Genomic DNA, 16,676 nt, shown 5'->3' with positions numbered 1-16,676 from the left:
ATTAATTTGTTTATGAAAGAATTGGTATAAAATGCACATTCTTTCTTTTAGACGAATATACTTAATTTGGCAGTAAGTATATTTAAAAAAGGAAGTGTTTGCTTTGGCGGAACAAAAATATTATGTAACAGGCAACACTGCTGAAGGACTGGTGAACTTTCTTGATACAAACATAGAAAGAATTCAATCCGTTTTTTTATTGCAACATCCCTCGCAAAAATTTAAATCGGAAGTTCTTCGGAAACTGATGGGACATTATAAGTCGGACGCTGAAATACTGCTAAGTCCGCTTGGAAAAGCTTACTTGGACGGATTTATTACTCGTGAAAAGTCACTTGCCGTTTTGGATTCAACTATTACGGATGATGGTACTTTCATTTTGTTGGATAGATGGTTTCCATCCACGCAGAAAATCGACCCGGCGTTTAACACATTTATTCAAAGAGCACACACAAGTTTCGAAAAAGGGTTACGTATACACGATGAACTTGAAAAAATCTACTTCAACCAAATGAATTTTGTACGGGCAGATGAATTTGCTGAGGAATTCATTGATAACTTATTAAAAGATAAAGCGAGTCAGGGAACGAATGGTCATATATTCCACAGGTTTTTTGGCACCAACACGCCGGATGGCGTTGTAAATGAAGTGCCTCATTTAATTAAGGACATAAAAAATGTTGATTACATCAAGGGCCGTGCGGGAACAGGAAAGTCAACCTTCATGAAAAAGCTGGCAAAAGCATGTGCTGCTAAAGGTTTCGATACAGAAGTTTATCATTGCAGTTTTGATCCGAACAGTCTCGATATGGTGCTTGTCCGCGGCTTGGATTTCTGTATTTTTGACAGTACAGATCCACATGAGTTCTTTCCCAAACGTGAAGGGGAGCAGATAGTAGATTTATATAAGGAATTTGTTGTTCCAGGTACGGATGAAAAATTTGCAGATGAAATTGAAAAATGGAATAACCGTTACAAAGCGTATATGAAAGAAGGAATCCACTATTTGAAAAAATCCGGTGCAATCCTTGAAGAGGCAGAACAAAAAAAGTATTCACAGGAAGATGTCCAACAAGCTGTTGAATACATCGTGCACAACTACCTCCGCTAATCTTTGAGATTGGCGGTATTATTTTTCCAAAACTTTCACTTGTATTTTTCACCGTTATGTAGTAAAATTAATTAACTGAAAATTACGAGTATATTTAAATCAGGAGGTGGAAATATGGTTACTGTAAAGATGTTAAAGCCCTATTATATTAAGGCAGATAATGAATTTATTCGCGTTATTTTAGCTTATCAGTATTTTTCTGTACTGATTGATGAGCAAGTTTATCAGTTTGTCCCGACAGAAGCGAAAGAAATACGGATTAATCGCAAAACACAAAAAGTGGAAAATATGGGGGCAAGGTTTGCTTTCCAGAAAGGTAAAGACATCGTTTACCTGACTATGACAGAGTTAATTTCCCTTCCTGATTTTCTGCTGCAGCTGGATGTTATTGCGCAGCCATACTATATTTTTGAAGAGGAGAAGCAAAACAATCAAATTGATGAAACCGCTCTCATTATACATGAATTGGAGAACATGAATCTGAGACGCCTTATTGATCAATCATTGGATGAGCGTGATAAAGGAAAATTTATTTCCTTAACCAAACTTCTTCAAAAATAAGAGTGGATGGGATTTCCGGATCCCATCCACTCAGTTTTATTTTGGTTGTTTTTGCTGCTGTTTCTGTATTTTCTGGAGCTGTTTCATGGAAATCGTCTTTGCATTTTGCTTGATTTTCTTTGGAACAGAAATTGGTTTTTCAACTTTACCGGTGATTTCCATTGCCATTTCCTGATCAATGGTCATTTTAATGCCGTTCATAGGCATTTCCATTGTCATTTTCTGCTCCATTTTGTTTTGTTCAAATGTTTTTTGGTCAATGTAAAAGGTTTGTTTCAGATGTTTGATTTTCATCTTATTTAAAGATTGTGCGATTCCCATTTGTTTAAGTGAGCCAAGTGAATCCTTTACCTGTTTCAATCCCTGTTCCAGCACTTTTTGAGATGCCTTTTCGTTTAAATCCATTGTCACAACATACATGCCATCCTGTTTTTTCATTGTAACGAATTTATTGGACTTTTCGTTGTCGGAAAACTGCTTCAGGATATTCTTGAATTGATCAAGCGTCTTGGAAGGGTTTTTGCCCTGGCTTTGTTTTTGCATTTGTTCCAGGTTCATTCCTTTGATTCCAATCCATGTTTCCTGTGGTGTTTTCGTGTACATAGTTCCATCCAGATAATAGTTTTCCACTGGAATAGTTTGACCATTTGCCTTGGTTTGACCACTCATATACATGGACATTGGATCCATTTTCATTTTCGTATCCATAGTCATTTGGGTTTTCATCTTCTTCGTCTGATCACCTTTGGTCGCAGTGATATTCTGGTTTAAATCCATGGAATATTCCATTCCTGGCCAGTTTTGCATTGTTTTGCCGGATTTCTCAATAACCTGCAATGCCGTCAATTCTTCCTTCTTCTCTTGTTTCGGATCCTCGTTGCCGGACTCACTTCCACTGTCGCTTGTGTTTTCGGATTGTCCGCATGCTGCGAGCAGCATCAGCATGAAAACAATCATGGATGATAATAAAACTTTTTTCATCGCCAGTTCTCCTCCCTGGATGTATTTGGTTTGTTGTAAAAATAATACCAATAATGTATTGTACGATTCAATGGTATATTGGTTTCAATTATTTTTGTTTACTATAAAAAAGGAATAGAATTAAACTGAGGTTATTACATGGTGGAGGGGATTTAAATGGAAGCACGTTTGAATTATTACTCTATTGCACCTGAGGCATTACAGCTTATGGTCGGTTTTGAGAAATATATGAAATCGACAAAATTGGACCAGACATTGCTGGAGTTGGTTAAAACGCGGGCATCTCAAATTAACGGCTGCGCATTTTGCCTGGACATGCATACGAAAGATGCACGGGCGAACGGCGAAACTGAACAAAGACTGTATGGACTGAATGCATGGCGTGAGACGGATTACTACACCGCCAGGGAACGTTCGGCATTGGCATTGACAGAAGTGATCACAGAAATTTCCACTCATGACGTTTCCGATGATTTGTATCAGGAAGTCCGTGAGTATTTTGATGAAAAAGATTTTGTCGATCTTGTTTATGCAATCAATACCATTAACAGCTGGAACCGTCTGGCTATCACAATGCGGGCAGTTCCCGGAAACTATCAGCCGGAGAAATAATAGGATTGTAAAAACCTCTGTGGATGCAGAGGTTTTTTTCATGGAATTCAACAGTAGTCATCAGATGATGAAAATCTACTGCGATAATCAACCATATGGAAGTGATATCAACCTTTCACACGGAAAATCAACCTCCATTGGTGATTAATCAACCAACAAGTGTGAAGAATCAACCTAGACATTGAAAAAATCAACCTTCAACATGGCGTGAAATTTTGCGGAGGAAATAACCCGCATTCGCTGGGCGAAATGGAAAGCCCAGCCTGGAACAATCCCAGGCTGGGCAGTTAATTAAAAAACTATTTAACATCCATTAAAACGTTCGTTACTTTATCCACTACGTAACTGCTTCCGCCATTATCTTCTGTATGTTCTACCATCATGGATATCAGAATGTCTTTCGATTTGGATGGATAGCCGACGAACCATCCGTTTTCGGCCCCTGATTTCTCGTCAAGGGTCTTTTTCAGCTCAGCTGTCCCCGTTTTACCGGATATCGGAAAGTCAGCGCGCTGGGCTCCATTTGCCGTTCCTTTTGGAGAAGCAACAACCTTACGCAACGCATCCTGCAGGAGATCTGCTTGTTTATCAGTGATTAAGTTCTTCTTCCAGACTTCTCCGTCTTTTTCATCAATTAGCAGGGTAGGCTTCAGCATATTTCCTTTGTTCAAAATTGGCGTATACGTCATGGCAAGATGCAAGGCACTGATCTGGAGTTCCCCTTGTCCGTAACTGCTGTTTGCCAGCAATACCTCATCATTTATGTTTCCACTCGTAGATACTGTTGATGTTTGAATTGGATATTTAAATGGAAACTCCTTGCCAAAGCCGAATTGTTTTAAGCCTTTTACATATTTGTCCGCACCCATGTTTACCGCCTGCATGGCAAAGTAAATGTTATCCGATCTAATCAGGGCATCTGTTACATCGACTGGTTGACTTGAAGTGGAAACACGTCTTACTTTATAGTCGCCCCAGTTTTCGCCGCCGCTCCATGTCAGCCCATTGATTTCTACACCTTCACCAGGTTTGATGGTACCATTGTTTAATCCGATGGCGGCTGTTACCGGCTTTATGCTTGACCCCGGTGTAAATGTGGCTGCAAAACGATTAATTAATGGTTTTTTCGGATTGTTTTGCAGCTCTTCCAGTTTTGACTGTGAGATTCCGTATAAGAAATCATTTGGATTAAATGACGGACTGCTTACAAGCGCCAGCGTTTCCCCGGTTTTCGGGTCGATAGCGGCTGCGGTGCCCGCTTCTCCGTCGTAACTTTTGAATATTCTCTGCTGCAAGTCTGCATCGATTGTCGTTACAATATTTTTGCCGTCTTTTACGGGTTTTTCGGCAATAACATTTGTTTCACCATTTTCTTTCGTAACGGTAATTTTTACACCGTCTTCACCTTGAAGTTGTTTATCGAAACGCTGCTCAAGACCGCGTTTACCGATCACATCATTTGGACCGTAAATTTTGGAATCCAGGTTTTCCAGTTCTTCCGCAGTGATTTTACCCACGTATCCGACCAGATGTGCAGTCGCTTTACCATAGGGATATACTCTTCCCGTAACATCACGTTTAACAACAGAACTAAGGTTAAATAACTGATTTAGTGTGCTATCATTGGAAGTTGGAACTTTTTTAATTGGTACGAACATGCCAGATTCGACCCAGTCAGCGTTTATCTTATTGTTGATTGATTCAACTGACATGTTCAGCAAATTGGCAATCTGTTGTTTTTGCTGATCAGGATTTGACCCAAGTTTGCCGGGGATAATTCCTATTTCATAGACAACATCATTGATCGCCAGCGGCATCCGATTGCGGTCCAATATTTCACCGCGTCGGGCCTCTTCCGTTTCCAAACCGATTTTTCCTCCATTCTTAATGGCTGGAAAAATAAATCCGGGATTCCAGTTAACATACCAGTTTGTTTTGTCATCTTCACCTTCTTGAACAAGTCTTGCTTTGTAATCAAATTTAACAGGTCCTGCGATGGAATCCATTTTTACACTGAACGGAATGGTTATCTTTCCATTTTCCATTGCTTTTTCGGTTTGTTTTTCCGATAGTTTGTCATACGTAACTTTTACATTTTTAATTTCCAAATCACCGTATATATCTTTGTACCGTTTGACATATTTCTCAGCAGGATATGTATCGGTGGATTTTTTGGAAGACATGTCATACATTTTTTTAAATTCCTGACTGTTCCAATGACTGACATATTTATCAAACCGCTCCTGCGGTGTAATTCCATCATCCGAACAGGCAGACAGGAATAAAATGAATAATACAGGCAGTAAAAGCAATATTCTTTTCATAATGGCCCCCTCAATTTCTGTTTCTATCCATCTATTATCATATCATTTTCTATAAGCAAAAACATGTACGAAAACAGGATTAATTGTTAATTTTTCCGCACAGGTAACGCCGTAATAATATATCGGTCAGGTGCATTTCCTATGAAAGAAAATGGATAGCATGTAGTCAGCGTTAAAACCTCTTGTGGAGCGGTGGGGACAATGACAGTGCGATCATCTGCATCAACTACTTCTGTATCTGTTATTTCATAGCTGTAATTACCATATGGCAGTTGTACAATTAATAAATCTCCAATCTCGAGTTCTCCCGTTCTCCGGAAAACAGTGTCCCGATGCCCCGATAGAACAATCTGATTATGTTGTGTTGGAAATGCGGTACCGGTGTAGTGTCCCACCCCTTTTTCCAGGTCATCGGCATCTGTTCCCTCTACAATAGGAAGTTCCGCATCCAAATCAGGTATAAGCAATATACCAATTATTTCACCAAATTCAGGTTCAAAAGTTGTGTCAATGTCGGGGGAATCTGCTGGTTCAGAATTCCCTTTTCTGTCCGTGAAGGGTGGATTGGTGAATGGCTTCTTTTTATCAAACGTAAAAGCAGGCAAGTTGGTTTCAGGATTTTTTTTATTCAATAGTGTACGCGCTTCGTGCATCGTTTCCTGTTGTGCTTTTTTGGAGGAAAACCATTGGTATCCGCCAATTAAGACTAGTGCTATTCCAGTTATAATTACAACAACCGCAAGTCTTCTCATAATAAGCACCACCAAATTGAGTTCTTTATAACGAATATAATGGAAACAGGTAATTAAATCAACTGCAAAACCGTTCGTTAGACCTATCTCGGCAAAGCTTTTTTTACTGTGTGCAAAACTAGTTTGTTTCTGACAAAAGAAGACACCCAAAATGGATTGTATATGTAGTATATTAGTATTAAAGATTCGCACAATGTGTAAATAAAAAGTCATGGTTCTTTTGGTGCGGTCCATGACAGGGTGACCGCAAGTTATTAATTGGGGGAATGTTTATGGGAAGTGCAGTAGAAAAAATTGAGGTGGACTATGAATGGCTGGAATTGATTAAACAGGCGAAAACAATCGGTCTGACCGCAGAGGAAATAAGACTGTTTCTGGCAAAAGCACGGCGGGACACAACGTGATGAAAAAAGCTGTACTCAATATAGAACCATACACCTTTTTGTGGTATAATCTCTTTGAAAGAAGGTGTGGGACATGATCGGCGAGACAATAAAAAAATTACGGCAGGATAAAAAGATGTCCATTTCTGAATTAGCTGACAAGGCTGATGTGGCTAAATCTTATTTAAGTTCCATTGAACGAAATCTTCAGTCAAACCCATCGATTCAGTTTATCGAAAAAATCAGCACCGTACTCGGTGTATCCGTAAATGAACTGATTCGTGAAGATAATCAAAATGGTCCAGAACCGGAACTTGATGGTGAATGGCTGGAAATCGTCAGGGAAGCGATGGATTCTGGTGTTTCCAAAGAGCAGTTTAAAGAATATCTTGAATTTACAAAGTGGAGAAAAGAACAGGATAAATAAGATTAGACCGTAAAGCCATGGCTTGCGGTTTTTTGTTGGAACAGGAAAGGTGTAAGAAATGAAAAAATACATATACTGGCTTTTGCCTCTATTATGGATGGGCGTGATCTTCTATTCGTCTGCACAGCCGTATGAAGAACAGAATATCAAGCCGTTTCTGGGAAATTTACTGAATTTATCATTTTTGGAACCATATTTGGACTGGGTTTCGTTTACATATCATCATTCAGAGGTAAGTACGGAAGTTTTGGGTGTCGATGGATTGATTGAATTTTTTGTCCGTAAAGGGGCTCACTTTGGTGTCTACTTTATCTTACTTTTATTGTTTTATTTAGCTTTGAAAAAGACTTGCAGGAGAACAATGTGGCTGCTTCTGGCATTGTCATATATGATGACCATCACATATGCTGTAACAGATGAATTTCACCAGGGATTCACAGCAAACCGTACACCATACGCAGGTGATGTTGTAATTGATGGTATCGGTGCCGGTTTTGCCATTTGTATAGTGTTATTGTTACATTGGAAAACAAAATCGGGAGGAATAGCCAAATAGTAATATAAAAATGCGTTAATCGACATCGTTCGACACCTTTTTTCGCGCGAATATGGTATGATTGGCGTATAATTTTAAAAGGCGGTATCGTTATGGTAGAACAAGAACGATTTAAACATATGCTTAAAAAAATGATCGAAGACACAGAAAACGCTAAATTCCAATCATCGGAAGAACTGATTCAGGCATTGGTATATGAACTGCTGAGAACAGATAACAATAATTTACAGACAAAGTAAGCTATAAAAGGATTGGATGAAAAATGCATACTGGATTACTTATAAAAAATGCAACCATTTATACTGAAGAAAAAGGAAACGTACAGGGATCACTGCTTATCGAAAATAATAAAATCAAAGAAATAAATGATCAGCTGGAACCTTCTGAAGGTACTGAAGTTATTGACGGAAAAGGATTAAATTTGATTCCAGGCTTTATCGATGGACATATTCATGGCGCAGATGGTTCGGATGTAATGGATGCTACTGAAGCCGCACTGGATAAAATGGCAGCTGTTTTACCCGCAGAAGGGACAACGGCTTTTTTGGCGACGACTATCACACAGTCGCACCATAACATCGAACGAGCACTTGAAAATGTTGCTGCATATCATTCCAAGGAAGGACATGCTGAAGTGATTGGCGTGCATCTGGAAGGACCGTTTATCGAAAAGGGCAAAAAAGGTGCGCAGCCGGAAGAGCATATTGTTAAGCCGGATATGAAACTGTTTCAGAAATGGCAGTCACTTTCCGGCAACAGCATTAAAACGATTACAATGGCACCGGAGCATGATCAGGATGGTGACTTCATCCGAACACTTGCCGAATCAGGGATTAATGTTTCAGCTGGCCATACAGCGGCAGGATTTAATGGGATTAAAAAAGCCGTCGAAAACGGTCTGCGGCAGCTGACACATTTATGCAATGCAATGTCAGGAATCCATCATCGGGATATTGGTGCAGTCGGGGCGGGTTTTCAACTTGAAGAATTGCGCGCGGAGCTGATAGCGGACGGTATTCATGTCGACCCGGAAATGCTCGAACTTATTTATAGAAATGTTGGCAGCGACAGGCTGATTTTAATAACTGACGCCATGCGGGCAAAATGTTTGCATGCCGGAGATTATGAGCTGGGCGGCCAACCTGTAACTGTAACGGAAGATCGGGCTATTCTTGCAGATGGAACACTGGCCGGAAGCATTTTGAAAATGGATCAAGGTGCAAGACAAATGCTGAAATTGAAAAATGTTACAATCAGGGACGTTATGGAAATGGCATCCGAAAATCCGGCGAAACAGCTCGGTATATATGACCGTAAAGGAAGCATCAGGGAGGGGAAAGATGCCGACCTTTTGCTGACAGATGATGCATTGAATATTAGATACACGATTTGCCGCGGTGCAGCAGCATACAAGGAGGAAGATTAAGTGGAAATTGTAAAATTAAAGGGTTATGAGGAAATGAGTCAAAAATCAAGTGAACTGGTAATCAAAACTATTCAGGAAATAGATAATCCGGTCCTCGGATTGGCAACAGGTTCAACCCCTGAAGGAATGTACGGGGAATTGATAAAAGCCTATCGAAAGAATAATGTTTCCTTTCAAAATGTGACAACATTTAATTTGGATGAGTATGTGGGACTTAGCGGGGAAGATTCGAATAGTTACCGGTACTATATGAATGAAAAGTTATTTCATGCTGTCGATATTCCAATCGAACATGCCCATGTGCCGAATGGTGATACGAAAACACCTGAAAAGGAATGTGCTGAGTATGAAAAATTAATTCGTGATGTCGGTTATGCAGACTTGCAGATTTTGGGGATTGGCTTAAATGGTCATATCGGATTCAATGAACCAGGTACCAGTTTTGACAGCAAGACACATACAATCGAACTTGACGAATCGACACGTCAAGCAAATGCACGATTTTTCAACTCATTGGAAGAGGTGCCAACACAAGCGATTACAATGGGGATTGATACAATCATGAAAAGTAATAAAATACTCTTGCTCGTGTCTGGCGAAAAAAAAGCCGAGGCTGTTCAAAAACTCGTTCAGGGTGAAATAACGGAAGAATTTCCGGCATCCATACTGCAACAACATACTAATGTTGTAATTATCGGTGATGAGGCTGCATTGTCAAAATTATAGACAGTGCAGCACCGTGAAGATTGATGTTGATCAGACATCAATCTCCACGTATGCAGTTCCCTTTTCCGTCACCTTTGCAGTATCACTGGTCAAATTGGTTATCCAGTCCAGGAAATTCTCCTCAAATCCATCCCTGACAAAAACGATAAATTCCACTTTTTCCAAGTATTGAATGGAATCAAGCACATGTTCAGAGTTCCGCAATTCATTTTCCAATTTTCCAAGCAATGGATAATCTACAGTTATGGAAAAGCCATTCATTAAGCGTCTTTCCACAACGCCAGCGGTTTCAATTGCGCGCGACGCTGCATTTCCATATGCACGTATCAAGCCGCCGGCACCAAGCTTGATTCCGCCAAAATACCTGGTAACAACGATTACGGTATCTTTCAGGTCACGCTTTTTAAGGACCTCAAGTATTGGAACACCAGCCGTTCCGCTTGGTTCACCATCATCATTGGCTTTTTGAACCTGATTATTTTCACCAATCATGTACGCGGAGCAATTGTGGGTGGCATCATGGTGCTTCTTTTTAATTTGCTGAATAAATTCTTGTGCAGCATCTTCTGTATCTGTGCGTTTAACATAGCCGATAAATCGTGACTTCTGAACGATAAATTCATTTGCAGTTTCCTTTTTTACGGTATAATAAGAAGAGAGCATATGTTTTTTAAAACCTCCTGATAACAGACTTTAGGGTAAGGAATAGAAATACTTATTATTTTAAAAAAGTTTTCCGGAAGTATGATAAAAGACCCTATTAAAGAAAATAATGGATACGAATAATTATATCATAGGCTGGTGGTACTGTATGGTACAAAAACTGGAACAGAAAACATTGGATTTTGTCATTGATGAAATGGTAGATGTTGTGCAAAACAGTAAAGATGAAATCTTCAATATCAGTGAAGAGTCCAGAAAGGAATATGAGACACTTAAACGTGATTTGAAGAAAACAAAAGAAGAAATGGCGCAACATATTACAGACGGTGACCAGCTGGAACAGAAAGTGCGCTATTCCAGGCAGCAGCTTTCAGAAGTAAGTAAATTTTTTGACCGTTATTCAGAAACTGAAATACGCGAAGTCTATGAAAATACACATAAAATGCAAACGCAATTGGCGGTGCTTCGTCAGGAAGAAAAAGAATTACGAAACAAACGGGAAGATCTGGAACGCCGTTTGGTTGCATTGGATCAGACGTTTGAACGCGCCGATGGCCTGGCGGGGAAGATATCTGTTATCCTCACTTACTTAAACGATGATTTCAGACAAGTTAACGAAATGATAGCTGAGGCAAAAGAAAAACAGGAATTCGGACTAAAGATTATTGAAGCACAGGAAGAAGAGCGCAGGAAAATTTCCCGGGAAATCCATGATGGCCCGGCACAGATGCTTGCAAATATTTTATTGCGCTCCGAGTTGGTGGACCGGACATTTCGAAACGGAACCGTGGATGAAGCATTAAAGGAAATTAGAAGTGTTCGAAAAATGATACGGTCATCGCTTTATGAAGTCCGCCGGATTATTTACGATCTGCGGCCGATGGCTTTGGATGATCTTGGCCTTGTTCCTACCATCAAGAAGTATATAGCTACGATAGGCGATTATAATGATTCCGAAATTGCCTTTTCCTCGGTTGGTGAAGAGAAACGGTTAAATCAGAAGTATGAGATTGCCTTTTTTCGGTTGGTTCAAGAATCTGTGCAAAATGCCATCAAACATGCCGATGCAACCTGTATTGAAGTTAGACTGGAACTGAATAAAGCAAATATTGTAATGGAAATAAAGGATAATGGCAAGGGTTTTGATCCTTCCATGAAACATGACAAATCGTTTGGCTTAATTGGGATGCGGGAGCGTGTTGAAATGCTGGAAGGGAATTTATCCATTGATACTTCGATTGGAAAAGGAACTACGATTTTGATTGATGTTCCATATGAACTTTCATAATGATTACCATTTTTCAACAGAATTCGTTATACTGGTACTAATAAAAATAGAGATAGAACCTTCATAGATAATGTAATGGGGTAAATTTAGATAAAATAGAATTTAATCAGGGAGGAACAATACCGATGAATACGAAACGAACCAAGATTTTATTGATTGATGACCACAAGCTTTTTCGCGAAGGTGTTAAGCGAATTCTTGAATTTGAACCATCCTTTGAAGTCGTAGCTGAAGGTGATGATGGGCTGGTAGCATCCAAACTAGTGAAAGAATATCATCCGGATGTTGTACTTATGGACATCAATATGCCAACAATGAATGGTGTACAGGCAACATCGGATCTGGTAAGACATTTTCCTGATACAAATGTTATCATTCTATCTATCCATGACGATGAAAGCTATGTAACACATGCACTGAAAACAGGTGCACAAGGTTATCTGCTAAAGGAAATGGATTCTGATTCGTTAATCGAAGCGATTAAAGTGGTCAGTGAGGGAGGTTCCTATCTCCATCCGAAAGTAACACACAATCTGGTGCAGGAATATCGTCGTCTTGCCCAGGAAAACATGTCCAGGGTAGCTGAAAAAAACCTGGAATACCGAAAACCATTACATTTATTAACAAGACGCGAATGTGAAGTGCTGCAGCTTCTTGCAGATGGTAAAAGCAATCGCGCCGTTGCGGAATCATTATACATCAGTGAAAAAACCGTTAAAAACCATGTCAGCAATATATTGCAGAAAATGAATGTGAATGACCGTACACAGGCGGTTGTATCAGCTATTCGCAAGGGCTGGGTGGAAGTAACATATTAATTGGATTTGTTCCTTAGTTTCCTAAGAAAGATTGGATACCTTGTCGCCAATTGGTGACAAGGTATTTTTTAACCTATAGAATTTTTTGCGGGTAATTACGTAACGGGCGCTTGTGCTTTTTGTTCCAAGTGATGTGGGAAGTGCGCATTTTCCATAAATAATGCAATGTTTCAGCTGTTCATGTAAAATAGTAATACAAGTTTTAAAGATAAAAGGAGGGTAGACGATGAAAGTTGCTATAATGACGGATAGTACAGCATACCTTTCAGAAGAATTGCAAGAGCAATATGATATCCATGTTGTTCCATTAAGTGTTGTATTCGGTGATACATCTTATCGTGAAGGAATCGATATTACAACCGAAAAATTCTATCAAAAAGTAAAAGCTTCCGAAAAACTTCCAAAAACCTCTCAGCCGTCGATTGGAGAAATCACGGAAAAATTTGAAGAGCTATCTGCTGATTATGATGCTGTCATTTCCATCCATTTATCAAGTGGCATCAGCGGCACATACCAGGCGGTTGCAAGTGCCGGTGAAATGGTTGAAGGTATTGATGTATATCCATATGACTCTGAGATTAGCTGCATGGCACAGGGGTTCTATGCGCTTGAAGCATCTGAAATGGCAACTGCCGGTAAAAACCCGCGGGAAATTATCGATCAACTTGACCACATGAAACAAAGTGTACGTGCCTATTTTATGGTTGATGATTTAAGTCATTTACAGCGTGGGGGACGTTTGAACGGAGCGCAGGCAATAGTCGGCAGTCTGCTGCAAGTAAAACCGGTTCTGCATTTTGTCGATAAAGTAATTGTTCCATTCGAAAAAATTCGCACACGGAAAAAGGCGCTTAATCGGATTATCGGTCTGCTTGAAGAGGATGCCAAAAAAGGGCGGGACATGAAAGTTGTTTTTATTCATGCCAATCATGAACAATCAGCTATTGAATTGAAAAACAGAGTAGATGGTGATTATTCGAACATGGACAGTATGATCAGTTATTTTGGTCCCGTAATTGGCACGCACTTGGGTGAGGGTGCGATTGGTGTCTGCTGGTATATGAAATAGCCATTATTATGTTTATTATACTGCCAGTCTACCATTGGCTGGCAGCGTTTCATTATTTAAACGGGAGTGTGAGGCCATGCAACTTCAACTGGAACATGATTTTATTTCCAGATATGATGGAAAGTTACTGCTGCGAAGAGAAATCCCCATTAATAAAACCGCTTTCGAACAACTTCTTCAATCTTCTTATTTTACATCTGTTCCATCGTTTGAAAGAAAACTTTATCAGCTGGAATGTCAGCGTTGCGGCAACCGAAAAACATCCCTGCTAGGAAAAATGCCGTGTTTACGCTGTGAAAAAACACATGGTTATTGCCGGAAATGCATTCAAATGGGAAGGGTAATTGAATGTGAGCCTCTGTATGAATGGTCGGGGCCAAAGGCAGTTTGGCCAGAGCATCCTGATGCCTGCAGCTGGAAAGGTAAACTGACTTCGGTGCAACAGCATGCAGCCGAACGGATTACCGCGGCAATTAAACACAATGAAACTGAATTACTGGTATGGGCAGTGTGTGGAGCAGGAAAAACTGAAATGCTGTTCCCGGGAATAACAGAGACCCTCCGGATGGGAAAACGGATTTGTATTGCCACGCCAAGAACCGATGTTGTGCGTGAATTGCTTCCACGAATGCGTGATGGGTTTTCCAGTGTTTATATTCAGGGAATGTATGGCGAAAGCCGTGAACGAGATGGAACAGCCCAAATGATTATTGCGACGACCCATCAACTGCTTCGCTTTAAGCACGCATTTGATGTGATTGTCATTGATGAAATTGATGCATTCCCATACCATTCAGATCCCTCGCTTGCCTTTGCTGCCGAACGTGCCAGAAAAGCAAACAGTACTACTATTTATCTGACTGCAACACCACGCCGGAACCACCGTCATCGGATCGCAATGAAAAAACTTCCACATATTTTTGTTCCGAGCCGATTTCATGGTTATCCATTACCGGTCCCGGTTTTGCGTATGTCCTTCTCATTACGAAAAGCTCTTAAACAGTACCATCCCCCGAAGGTTTTTAAGGACTGGATACAAAAAAGAACAAATCCCAACAGACAACTGCTTATTTTTGTTCCTACAATTAACCTCGCGAACCATCTTATTCCGAACCTTAAAGCAATCCGATTGGATAATATAACTGCAGTACATGCATCTGATAAGGATAGGGAGGAAAAAATCGAAAAGTTTCGAAACAGGCATATTCAAACACTTGTTACAACAACAATTCTGGAGCGGGGTGTTACATTTCCATCAGTTGATGTAGCAGTGTTGGACGCTGGACATACAGTTTTTGATGAAGCCGCCCTTGTACAAATAGCAGGAAGGGCTGGAAGAAGCCCGGATGATCCAACCGGAGAGGTTGTATTTTTTCATGACGGAAAAACGAATGCCATGGCAGAAGCGGTTCAATCCATCAAAAAAATGAATAAACGGGGAGGTTTTAGTTGACGATGAACTGTCTATGGTGTGATGGAGAAATCATTCCGGAAATTAGCTGGACAACGCTGTTTATGCTGCCGGAACCAGAGAACCTGTGTGATATGTGCAAAACCGAACTCGTATTACTGGATGGGTTACGATGCAAAATATGTAGCCGAAAAAGCAAGGCATCTGTTTGCGGCGACTGTATCTGGTGGGGTGAGCGCAATGATCCGCTCTCCTTTAATCATTCTGTTTTTCAGTATAATGACGTTATGCAGGAAATGATTACACAATGGAAGTATCGTGGTGACTATGCGCTTGGTTATGCTTTTCAAAAACAATATCGCGCCAGTTTTCGACAAAAGTCCGCCATGTTTCCCAAAAATGCTGTGCTTGTTCCAATCCCCTTAAGCAGCGAGCGACTTATGGAGCGTGGATTTAATCAGGCTGTTTTTTTGGCCGGCCTTCTGACACTTGAAATAAAAGACGCACTGTCCAGAATCCATGGAGAAAAACAATCCAAGAAAACCCGTTATGAACGTATTACTGCTGGAAACCCATTTCGAGTGGAGCGTGCTGTATCCGAACCTGTTATTCTAATTGATGATATTTATACAACTGGAACAACGTTAAGGCATGCCGCAACCGTTCTGAAAGAAAATGACTGCCCGGAAGTTTGTTCATTTACACTGGTACGCGGGTAATTATTTTAGTGCAAATTGCAGCATTTCGACCATTTCGTCGGAAATACAGTGGAATGCATAGGAATATTTCACTATTTTTCAAATGTTTAATCACTTGTAAAGCAGCGGGGGCAAGGCTTAGAGAAAAAATTCGACAAATGACGCCAAATTCCGATGCATTTTTTTAACAGTTTAAGCAGGAAATATGACGGGTAACGTAGTATAATATACACATAAGGATGAAAGGAGGACACTATTTATGAAGTACAACATTCGTGGTGAAAATCTTGAGGTGACAGGGGCAATACGCGATTACGTAGAAAGAAAGATTAGCAAACTCGAACGATATTTCGATACACCACCCACATCCGATGTACACGTAAATTTAAGTGTCTATAACGATGAACAGAGGATTGAGGTTACGATTCCAATGACAAATCTGCTATTGAGAGCGGAGGAGCAGCATCTTGATTTATATGCGGCTATCGATCTTGTAGTGGACAAATTGGAAAGACAGATTCGTAAGTACAAAACAAAAGTGAATCGTAAATTTAGACAGAAAGGTTCTCCAAAACATGTGTTTGCTGAATTGGAAAAAGAGGCAAGCACCCAGGTTGCCGAAGCGGACGAAGATGACATTGAAATCGTCCGGACAAAACGATTTAATTTGAAGCCGATGGACTCTGAGGAAGCTGTCATGCAGATGGATATGCTTGGTCATGCTTTCTATGTCTTTACCAATGCGCTTTCCGGCGATACAAATGTTGTGTATAGACGGAAAGATGGAAGGTATGGACTGATTGAGCCTAACAGCTAATGAATATAGTTAATAAAATGGACGGCGCCGGGTTTCCGGGGCCGTCTTTGAAT

The 16,676-nt window shown here is 40.2% G+C and carries 19 protein-coding genes; 15 read left to right on the top strand and 4 right to left on the bottom strand.

Features of this window, described 5'->3' with window-relative positions:
* The first annotated feature begins 103 nt into the window (after window positions 1-103).
* Window positions 104-1,111, top strand: coding sequence for a hypothetical protein (locus tag B1K71_RS13955; protein ID WP_077328084.1), 1,008 nt, complete (start codon window positions 104-106; stop codon window positions 1,109-1,111).
* Between the two features lie 114 nt (window positions 1,112-1,225).
* Window positions 1,226-1,672, top strand: a complete 447-nt coding sequence (locus tag B1K71_RS13950; RefSeq protein ID WP_077328082.1) for an IDEAL domain-containing protein — start codon at window positions 1,226-1,228, stop codon at window positions 1,670-1,672.
* Window positions 1,673-1,708: 36 nt separating this feature from the next.
* On the opposite strand, the gene B1K71_RS13945 is transcribed toward B1K71_RS13950, so the two are convergent.
* Window positions 1,709-2,653 (bottom strand): DUF6612 family protein, encoded by a 945-nt coding sequence (locus B1K71_RS13945; protein WP_077328080.1) that lies wholly within the window; start codon window positions 2,651-2,653, stop codon window positions 1,709-1,711.
* Between the two features lie 156 nt (window positions 2,654-2,809).
* On the opposite strand from B1K71_RS13945, the gene B1K71_RS13940 reads away from it, so the two are divergent.
* Window positions 2,810-3,265 (top strand): carboxymuconolactone decarboxylase family protein, encoded by a 456-nt coding sequence (locus B1K71_RS13940; RefSeq protein ID WP_077328078.1) that lies wholly within the window; start codon window positions 2,810-2,812, stop codon window positions 3,263-3,265.
* Between the two features lie 299 nt (window positions 3,266-3,564).
* Here the strand turns inward: B1K71_RS13940 and B1K71_RS13935 are convergent, their stop codons facing one another.
* Both B1K71_RS13935 and B1K71_RS13930 read right to left on the bottom strand, forming a co-directional pair.
* On the bottom strand, window positions 3,565-5,589 hold the full coding sequence (locus B1K71_RS13935) for a penicillin-binding transpeptidase domain-containing protein (RefSeq protein ID WP_077328077.1): 2,025 nt from the start codon (window positions 5,587-5,589) through the stop codon (window positions 3,565-3,567).
* A gap of 86 nt (window positions 5,590-5,675) precedes the next feature.
* Window positions 5,676-6,341 (bottom strand): class D sortase, encoded by a 666-nt coding sequence (locus B1K71_RS13930; protein WP_077328075.1) that lies wholly within the window; start codon window positions 6,339-6,341, stop codon window positions 5,676-5,678.
* 272 nt (window positions 6,342-6,613) lie between these two features.
* On the opposite strand from B1K71_RS13930, the gene B1K71_RS13925 reads away from it, so the two are divergent.
* The 6 genes from B1K71_RS13925 to nagB all read left to right on the top strand — a co-directional run bounded on the left by B1K71_RS13925 (window position 6,614) and on the right by nagB (window position 9,859).
* The gene (locus tag B1K71_RS13925; protein ID WP_077328073.1) at window positions 6,614-6,745 is read left to right on the top strand and encodes an anti-repressor SinI family protein; all 132 of its coding nucleotides are present in this window, start codon (window positions 6,614-6,616) and stop codon (window positions 6,743-6,745) included.
* Window positions 6,746-6,818: 73 nt separating this feature from the next.
* Window positions 6,819-7,151 carry a helix-turn-helix domain-containing protein gene (locus B1K71_RS13920; RefSeq protein WP_077328071.1) on the top strand — a complete coding sequence of 111 codons (333 nt, stop codon included), beginning with the start codon at window positions 6,819-6,821 and terminating at the stop codon, window positions 7,149-7,151.
* A 58-nt stretch (window positions 7,152-7,209) separates the two neighbouring features.
* On the top strand, window positions 7,210-7,707 hold the full coding sequence (locus B1K71_RS13915; RefSeq protein WP_077328069.1) for a VanZ family protein: 498 nt from the start codon (window positions 7,210-7,212) through the stop codon (window positions 7,705-7,707).
* Window positions 7,708-7,799: 92 nt separating this feature from the next.
* Window positions 7,800-7,946 carry a hypothetical protein gene (locus B1K71_RS19945; protein WP_175631917.1) on the top strand — a complete coding sequence of 49 codons (147 nt, stop codon included), beginning with the start codon at window positions 7,800-7,802 and terminating at the stop codon, window positions 7,944-7,946.
* A 23-nt stretch (window positions 7,947-7,969) separates the two neighbouring features.
* Window positions 7,970-9,133 (top strand): N-acetylglucosamine-6-phosphate deacetylase, encoded by a 1,164-nt coding sequence (gene nagA, locus B1K71_RS13910; protein ID WP_077328067.1) that lies wholly within the window; start codon window positions 7,970-7,972, stop codon window positions 9,131-9,133.
* Window positions 9,134-9,859, top strand: a complete 726-nt coding sequence (gene nagB / locus B1K71_RS13905) for a glucosamine-6-phosphate deaminase (RefSeq protein WP_077328066.1) — start codon at window positions 9,134-9,136, stop codon at window positions 9,857-9,859.
* A gap of 30 nt (window positions 9,860-9,889) precedes the next feature.
* On the opposite strand, the gene B1K71_RS13900 is transcribed toward nagB, so the two are convergent.
* The gene (locus B1K71_RS13900; protein ID WP_077328065.1) at window positions 9,890-10,522 is read right to left on the bottom strand and encodes a YigZ family protein; all 633 of its coding nucleotides are present in this window, start codon (window positions 10,520-10,522) and stop codon (window positions 9,890-9,892) included.
* 148 nt (window positions 10,523-10,670) lie between these two features.
* On the opposite strand from B1K71_RS13900, the gene B1K71_RS13895 reads away from it, so the two are divergent.
* From B1K71_RS13895 to hpf, 6 genes are all read left to right on the top strand, one after another.
* On the top strand, window positions 10,671-11,810 hold the full coding sequence (locus tag B1K71_RS13895; protein ID WP_077328064.1) for a sensor histidine kinase: 1,140 nt from the start codon (window positions 10,671-10,673) through the stop codon (window positions 11,808-11,810).
* Window positions 11,811-11,935: 125 nt separating this feature from the next.
* On the top strand, window positions 11,936-12,628 hold the full coding sequence (locus B1K71_RS13890) for a response regulator (protein WP_077328063.1): 693 nt from the start codon (window positions 11,936-11,938) through the stop codon (window positions 12,626-12,628).
* A 226-nt stretch (window positions 12,629-12,854) separates the two neighbouring features.
* Window positions 12,855-13,697 carry a DegV family protein gene (locus tag B1K71_RS13885; protein ID WP_077328062.1) on the top strand — a complete coding sequence of 281 codons (843 nt, stop codon included), beginning with the start codon at window positions 12,855-12,857 and terminating at the stop codon, window positions 13,695-13,697.
* 76 nt (window positions 13,698-13,773) lie between these two features.
* Window positions 13,774-15,150 carry a DEAD/DEAH box helicase gene (locus tag B1K71_RS13880; protein WP_077328061.1) on the top strand — a complete coding sequence of 459 codons (1,377 nt, stop codon included), beginning with the start codon at window positions 13,774-13,776 and terminating at the stop codon, window positions 15,148-15,150.
* A gap of 2 nt (window positions 15,151-15,152) precedes the next feature.
* On the top strand, window positions 15,153-15,827 hold the full coding sequence (locus B1K71_RS13875) for a ComF family protein (RefSeq protein ID WP_077330253.1): 675 nt from the start codon (window positions 15,153-15,155) through the stop codon (window positions 15,825-15,827).
* 238 nt (window positions 15,828-16,065) lie between these two features.
* The gene (hpf, locus tag B1K71_RS13870; RefSeq protein ID WP_077328060.1) at window positions 16,066-16,623 is read left to right on the top strand and encodes a ribosome hibernation-promoting factor, HPF/YfiA family; all 558 of its coding nucleotides are present in this window, start codon (window positions 16,066-16,068) and stop codon (window positions 16,621-16,623) included.
* Window positions 16,624-16,676 lie beyond the last annotated feature (53 nt).

This window comes from Virgibacillus siamensis (assembly GCF_900162695.1).
Classification (GTDB): Bacteria; Bacillota; Bacilli; order Bacillales; family Amphibacillaceae; genus Lentibacillus; species Lentibacillus siamensis_A.
This window is presented reverse-complemented; position numbering and strand designations above follow the sequence as displayed.

Excerpts from the sequence above, each read along its gene's own strand:
- B1K71_RS13950 (WP_077328082.1), top strand. The coding sequence starts at position 1,226 with ATGGTTACTGTAAAGATGTTAAAGCCCTATTATATTAAGGCAGATAAT.
- B1K71_RS13945 (WP_077328080.1), bottom strand. The coding sequence starts at position 2,653 with ATGAAAAAAGTTTTATTATCATCCATGATTGTTTTCATGCTGATGCTG.
- B1K71_RS13940 (WP_077328078.1), top strand. The coding sequence starts at position 2,810 with ATGGAAGCACGTTTGAATTATTACTCTATTGCACCTGAGGCATTACAG.
- B1K71_RS13935 (WP_077328077.1), bottom strand. The coding sequence starts at position 5,589 with ATGAAAAGAATATTGCTTTTACTGCCTGTATTATTCATTTTATTCCTG.
- B1K71_RS13930 (WP_077328075.1), bottom strand. The coding sequence starts at position 6,341 with ATGAGAAGACTTGCGGTTGTTGTAATTATAACTGGAATAGCACTAGTC.
- B1K71_RS13925 (WP_077328073.1), top strand. The coding sequence starts at position 6,614 with ATGGGAAGTGCAGTAGAAAAAATTGAGGTGGACTATGAATGGCTGGAA.
- B1K71_RS13920 (WP_077328071.1), top strand. The coding sequence starts at position 6,819 with ATGATCGGCGAGACAATAAAAAAATTACGGCAGGATAAAAAGATGTCC.
- B1K71_RS13915 (WP_077328069.1), top strand. The coding sequence starts at position 7,210 with ATGAAAAAATACATATACTGGCTTTTGCCTCTATTATGGATGGGCGTG.
- B1K71_RS19945 (WP_175631917.1), top strand. The coding sequence starts at position 7,800 with ATGGTAGAACAAGAACGATTTAAACATATGCTTAAAAAAATGATCGAA.
- nagA (WP_077328067.1), top strand. The coding sequence starts at position 7,970 with ATGCATACTGGATTACTTATAAAAAATGCAACCATTTATACTGAAGAA.
- B1K71_RS13900 (WP_077328065.1), bottom strand. The coding sequence starts at position 10,522 with ATGCTCTCTTCTTATTATACCGTAAAAAAGGAAACTGCAAATGAATTT.
- B1K71_RS13895 (WP_077328064.1), top strand. The coding sequence starts at position 10,671 with ATGGTACAAAAACTGGAACAGAAAACATTGGATTTTGTCATTGATGAA.
- B1K71_RS13890 (WP_077328063.1), top strand. The coding sequence starts at position 11,936 with ATGAATACGAAACGAACCAAGATTTTATTGATTGATGACCACAAGCTT.
- B1K71_RS13885 (WP_077328062.1), top strand. The coding sequence starts at position 12,855 with ATGAAAGTTGCTATAATGACGGATAGTACAGCATACCTTTCAGAAGAA.
- B1K71_RS13880 (WP_077328061.1), top strand. The coding sequence starts at position 13,774 with ATGCAACTTCAACTGGAACATGATTTTATTTCCAGATATGATGGAAAG.
- B1K71_RS13875 (WP_077330253.1), top strand. The coding sequence starts at position 15,153 with ATGAACTGTCTATGGTGTGATGGAGAAATCATTCCGGAAATTAGCTGG.
- hpf (WP_077328060.1), top strand. The coding sequence starts at position 16,066 with ATGAAGTACAACATTCGTGGTGAAAATCTTGAGGTGACAGGGGCAATA.